We start from the raw sequence: 4,234 nt of genomic DNA, 5'->3' as shown, positions 1-4,234 counted from the left end.
ACCGTCACGTGGGGGGGGGGCGCTGGTGGCGGCCGGTCCCGGGGCTGCACCGGGGATTCGGCAGGGGACCGGCCACCGCTTTCGAAGGTAGGAACCCTCCATCACGGAAAACGGGAGGTTATGTAACAGCCACGCCTAAGTCGGCTCAAACCGCCCCGCTCGGGACCTTAGCCCTGGCCACTCGACCCCCTGGCTGCTCGCCCCCTGGCCACCTGACCCGGTTGCCCTGCGCCGGGGCGCCGCTGTGCACAATCGGCCCATGGAAGACGAACGCGGCACGGCCCGGCTGCCGTTCTTCGTGTACGGCACCCTGCGCCCGGGGGAGCCCAACCACGCCGTGCACCTGCGCGGCCGGACCGCGGCGGAGGTCCCCGCCCTNNGCCGTCGAGCGCCCCGGCGAGGGCCCCGTGCGCGGCGAACTCGTCACCGCGCTGCCCGCCGCCTACGACCGTCTCCTCGTCGCCCTGGACCTCCTTGAGGAGTACGCCCCGGGCGACCCCCGCAACCTCTACGAACGGGTCGTACGCGACGTGGACCTCCTCGACCGGGACGGCGCCGTGGTGCGCGCCTGGGTCTACGTTGCCGCCCCACGCGTCGCGGCCGGACTGCGGACCTCCGGCTCGGTGATCGGAGGAGGGGACTGGGCGTCCCACCGGCGGAGCGATCACCTCCCGCCCCGCTGATCAACTCCCGCCCCACAAGGGCAAATGCGCAGCTCAAACGCTTACGCACCCGAACCGGTGATCTGAATCACTCGTGCGAGCGAGTTGGCGTGACTACTGACGGTGATCGACGTGAAGCTCTCCGTGTGCACCTGCAGGTGCACGAGTCGGTGCCTGCGCACCTTGTCTTAAGGAGTCGCTCATGCGAGTTCGCCGTTCCCTGCCTGCCCTCATCGGTGCTCTGGCCGTCGGCCTCGGTATGACCCTTGCGTCCTCGGCCTCCGCCGAGCCCGCGGCCGTCCAGAACCCCTGCGGGTTCTACGAGACGGGCAGCGACGCCTACTACAACCACTGCACAAGTGACGGCTCCCACATCGTGATCGAGATCGACGACTGGGGCCCCAACAGCGAGCAGTGTGTGGGCCCCGGCGTGACCTGGATCGGTTCCGCCTCGGGTGTCGACGGTGCCTGGTACACGGGCCGCACCTGCTGATCCTTGCCCTGCGCACGACCGCGGGTCCGGGGCCTCGGCCCCGGGCCCGCCCCGCCCGGCCTCACACCCGCTCCACCCGCACCGCGCACACCTTGAACTCCGGCATCCGCGACACGGGATCCAGCGCCGGATGCGTCAGGGTGTTGGCCCGCCCCTCGCCCGGCCAGTGGAACGGCATGAAGACCGTGTCGGCGCGGATCGCCGACGTCACCCGCGCCGGAGCCACCGCCCGGCCGCGCCGTGAGACGACGGCGACCGGATCGTCCTCCTCGACCCCCAGACGCGCGGCGAGCCGCGGATGCAGCTCCACGAAGGGCCCCGGAGCCGCTGAGTTGAGCTCGTCGACGCGCCGCGTCTGGGCCCCGGACTGGTACTGCGCGAGCACCCGCCCCGTCGTCAGCAGCACGGGATACTCCGCGTCCGGCTCCTCCGCGGCATCCCGGTGCACCACCGGCACGAACCGCGCCCGCCCGTCCTCCGTGGCGAACCGGTCGAGGAACAGCCGCGGAGTCCCGCGGCGCGCCCCGTCGTCATTACCCTCCGCATCCGCGGGACACGGCCAGAACACCCCCTCCCCGCCGTCCTCCCGCAGCCGCTCGTAACTGATCCCTGAGTAGTCCGCGGGCCCGCCCGCGCTTGCTCGGCGCAACTCCTCGAAGACCTCCACCGGTTCGGTGGGGAACCCCTTCGTGTGCCCGAGCCGCGCCGCGAGCCCGTGCAGCACGTCGAGATCGCTGCGCACCCCCGCCGGCGCGGACACCGCCCGGCGCCGCAGCAGCACCCGGCCCTCCAGGTTCGTCACCGTCCCGGTCTCCTCGGCCCACTGCGTCACCGGCAGCACCACGTCCGCCAGTTGCGCCGTCTCGGACAGCACCACGTCCGCCACCGCCAGGAAGTCCAGCGACCGCAGCCGCTCCTCCACATGCGCGGCCCGGGGCGCGGACACCACCGGGTTGGAACCCATCAGGAGCAGCGACTTGATGTCCCCGCCCAGCGCGTCGAGCAGTTCGTACGCCGACCTGCCGGGCCCCGGCAGAGCATCCGGGTCCACCCCCCAGACCCCCGCCACATGGGCCCGCGCCGCCGGGTCGGTCAGCTTGCGGTACCCGGGCAGCTGGTCCGCCTTCTGGCCGTGCTCCCGCCCGCCCTGGCCGTTGCCCTGGCCCGTCAGGCAGCCGTACCCGGACAGCGGCCGCCCGGCGCGCCCCGTGGCGAGGCACAGATTGATCCACGCCCCGACGGTGTCCGTGCCCTTCGACTGCTGCTCGGGACCGCGCGCGGTGAGCACCATCGCCGCGTCCGGGCCGCAGAAGAGCCGCACGGCATCGCGCAGTTGGGGTACCGCCACACCGGTGATCCGCTCGACGTGCTCCGGCCAGTGCGCCATCGCCGCCGCCCGTGCCTCCTCCCATCCGCTCGTCCGCTCCTCGATGAACGCGTCGTCCGTGCGGCCCTCCGCCACGATCAGGTGCAGCAGGCCGAGCGCCAGGGCGAGATCCGTGCCGGGCCGCGGCGCCAGATGCAGATCGGCCTGCTCGGCGGTCCGGGTCCGCCGGGGGTCCACGACGATCAACGTGCCGCCGTTCTCCCGCAGCTCCGTCAGATACCGCAGCGCGGGCGGCATCGTCTCGGCGAGGTTCGATCCGACGAGGATCACGCACCCGGTGCGCGGGATGTCCGCCAGGGGGAACGGCAGCCCCCGGTCGAGCCCGAACGCCCGCTGACCGGCGGCCGCGGCCGACGACATGCAGAACCGTCCGTTGTAGTCGATCTGTGACGTGCCGAGCGCGACCCTCGCGAACTTGCCCAGCGCGTACGCCTTCTCGTTGGTCAGCCCGCCCCCGCCGAACACCCCGCACGCGTCCGCGCCGTGCTCGGCCCGTGTGCGGGACAGTCCGTCGGCGATCCGGTCGAGGGCCTCCTCCCAGGTGGCCGGCGTGAGCCTGCCCGTGGCGTGGGACCGGACGAGGGGCTCCGTCAGCCGCACCCGGGAGGAGAGCACCGCGGGCGCCGTGCGCCCCTTGCCGCACAGGGCTCCCTTGTTGACGGGGAACCCGGCACGCTCCACGACCTCCACGTCGCCACCGGGGCCCGTCGTCAGGCCCATCCCGCACTGCAGCGCGCAGTACGGACAGTGGGTCGCCGTCACCCCGTCCGGAGCAGCCGTGGACGTGGCTGCGGCCGAAGGGGCCGAGGGTGTCGCCGATGTCGCCGGTGTCGCTGTGGAGTGCATACCGTCCAGCGTCCGCCGTGGTTGTTACGCGCCCCGGCGTGATCACGTTACGCACGCGGTAAGCCGACCTCAGCGACCCCCGGACCGCGCTGTGAGGGCCGTACGGATCCACGGCCGCGCGATTCAGGGGCGCGAGGCCAGTGCCCGGTCCACGCCCGGCTCCCGCGGGCCCAGGAAGTGCGGGTCCGGTCGGAACGTCGCGTCGAGTGCCGCCTTGCCCGCCGCCAAGACCTCCCGTGCGCCGCCGTAGTACCAGGTCGTGTCGTGCACCGCGTCCACCGCGACGCCGTACGACGACACGCCCGCGGCGTCGCAGAGCGCGACCGCCCTGCGTATGTGGAAGCCCTGACTGATCAGCACCGCCCGGTCCACGCCGAATATCTTCTTGGCGCGGACGCACGAGTCCCATGTGTCGAACCCGGCGTAGTCGCTCACGATGCGGCGGCCCGGCACGCCGTGCTCTTTCAGGTAGGCGCGCATGGCGTCCGGCTCGTCGTAGTCCTCGCGGCTGTTGTCACCCGTCACGAGCACGACCTCTATGCGGCCCGTGCGGTACAACTCCGCCGCCGCGTCGAGCCGGTGCGCCAGATACGGCGACGGCTCGCCCTGCCACAGCCCGGCGCCGAAGACCACCGCGACGCGGGCGCGCGGCGCCTCGGCGACCGTCCCGATCTTGTCTTCCGTCGACACGAACAGCCAGGTCGCGGGCAGCAGCGCGAGCACGCACAGCGCCATCACCGCCTGTACGGTCCGCCGCTGCTCCTTCCGCGTGCGCGGCATCCTCACCCATGCGGGTCTGCGAAGCCACGCCGGACCGCGAAGCCACGCCGGACCGCGAAGCCACGC

4 protein-coding genes are annotated in these 4,234 nt (G+C 72.7%); 2 read left to right on the top strand and 2 right to left on the bottom strand.

Features of this window, described 5'->3' with window-relative positions; translation table 11 throughout:
* Positions 1 to 380: 380 nt before the first annotated feature.
* On the top strand, positions 381 to 683 hold a 303-nt coding region (locus AOK03_RS44760), incomplete at its 5' end, for a gamma-glutamylcyclotransferase (protein WP_341845857.1).
* Positions 684 to 864: 181 nt separating this feature from the next.
* Positions 865 to 1,155 (top strand): DUF6355 family natural product biosynthesis protein, encoded by a 291-nt coding sequence (locus AOK03_RS43340; protein WP_055570181.1) that lies wholly within the window; start codon positions 865 to 867, stop codon positions 1,153 to 1,155.
* Between the two features lie 61 nt (positions 1,156 to 1,216).
* Here the strand turns inward: AOK03_RS43340 and AOK03_RS39680 are convergent, their stop codons facing one another.
* Both AOK03_RS39680 and AOK03_RS39675 read right to left on the bottom strand, forming a co-directional pair.
* Entirely contained in the window at positions 1,217 to 3,262 is a 2,046-nt protein-coding gene (locus AOK03_RS39680; RefSeq protein WP_055570183.1) for a molybdopterin oxidoreductase family protein, read from the bottom strand.
* 249 nt (positions 3,263 to 3,511) lie between these two features.
* A complete protein-coding gene (locus tag AOK03_RS39675; protein ID WP_063792678.1) occupies positions 3,512 to 4,168 on the bottom strand; it encodes a SanA/YdcF family protein in 657 nt (218 codons plus the stop codon).
* Positions 4,169 to 4,234: the final 66 nt, after the last annotated feature.

Origin of the sequence: Streptomyces atriruber, from assembly GCF_001418325.1 — a bacterium.
In the GTDB taxonomy this organism is placed as follows: domain Bacteria; phylum Actinomycetota; class Actinomycetes; order Streptomycetales; family Streptomycetaceae; genus Streptomyces; species Streptomyces atriruber.
Note: the sequence above shows the minus strand (reverse complement) of the source record. Positions and strands in the feature narration are given on the sequence as shown.

Excerpts from the sequence above, each read along its gene's own strand:
- AOK03_RS43340 (WP_055570181.1), top strand. The coding sequence starts at position 865 with ATGCGAGTTCGCCGTTCCCTGCCTGCCCTCATCGGTGCTCTGGCCGTC.
- AOK03_RS39680 (WP_055570183.1), bottom strand. The coding sequence starts at position 3,262 with ATGGGCCTGACGACGGGCCCCGGTGGCGACGTGGAGGTCGTGGAGCGT.
- AOK03_RS39675 (WP_063792678.1), bottom strand. The coding sequence starts at position 4,168 with ATGCCGCGCACGCGGAAGGAGCAGCGGCGGACCGTACAGGCGGTGATG.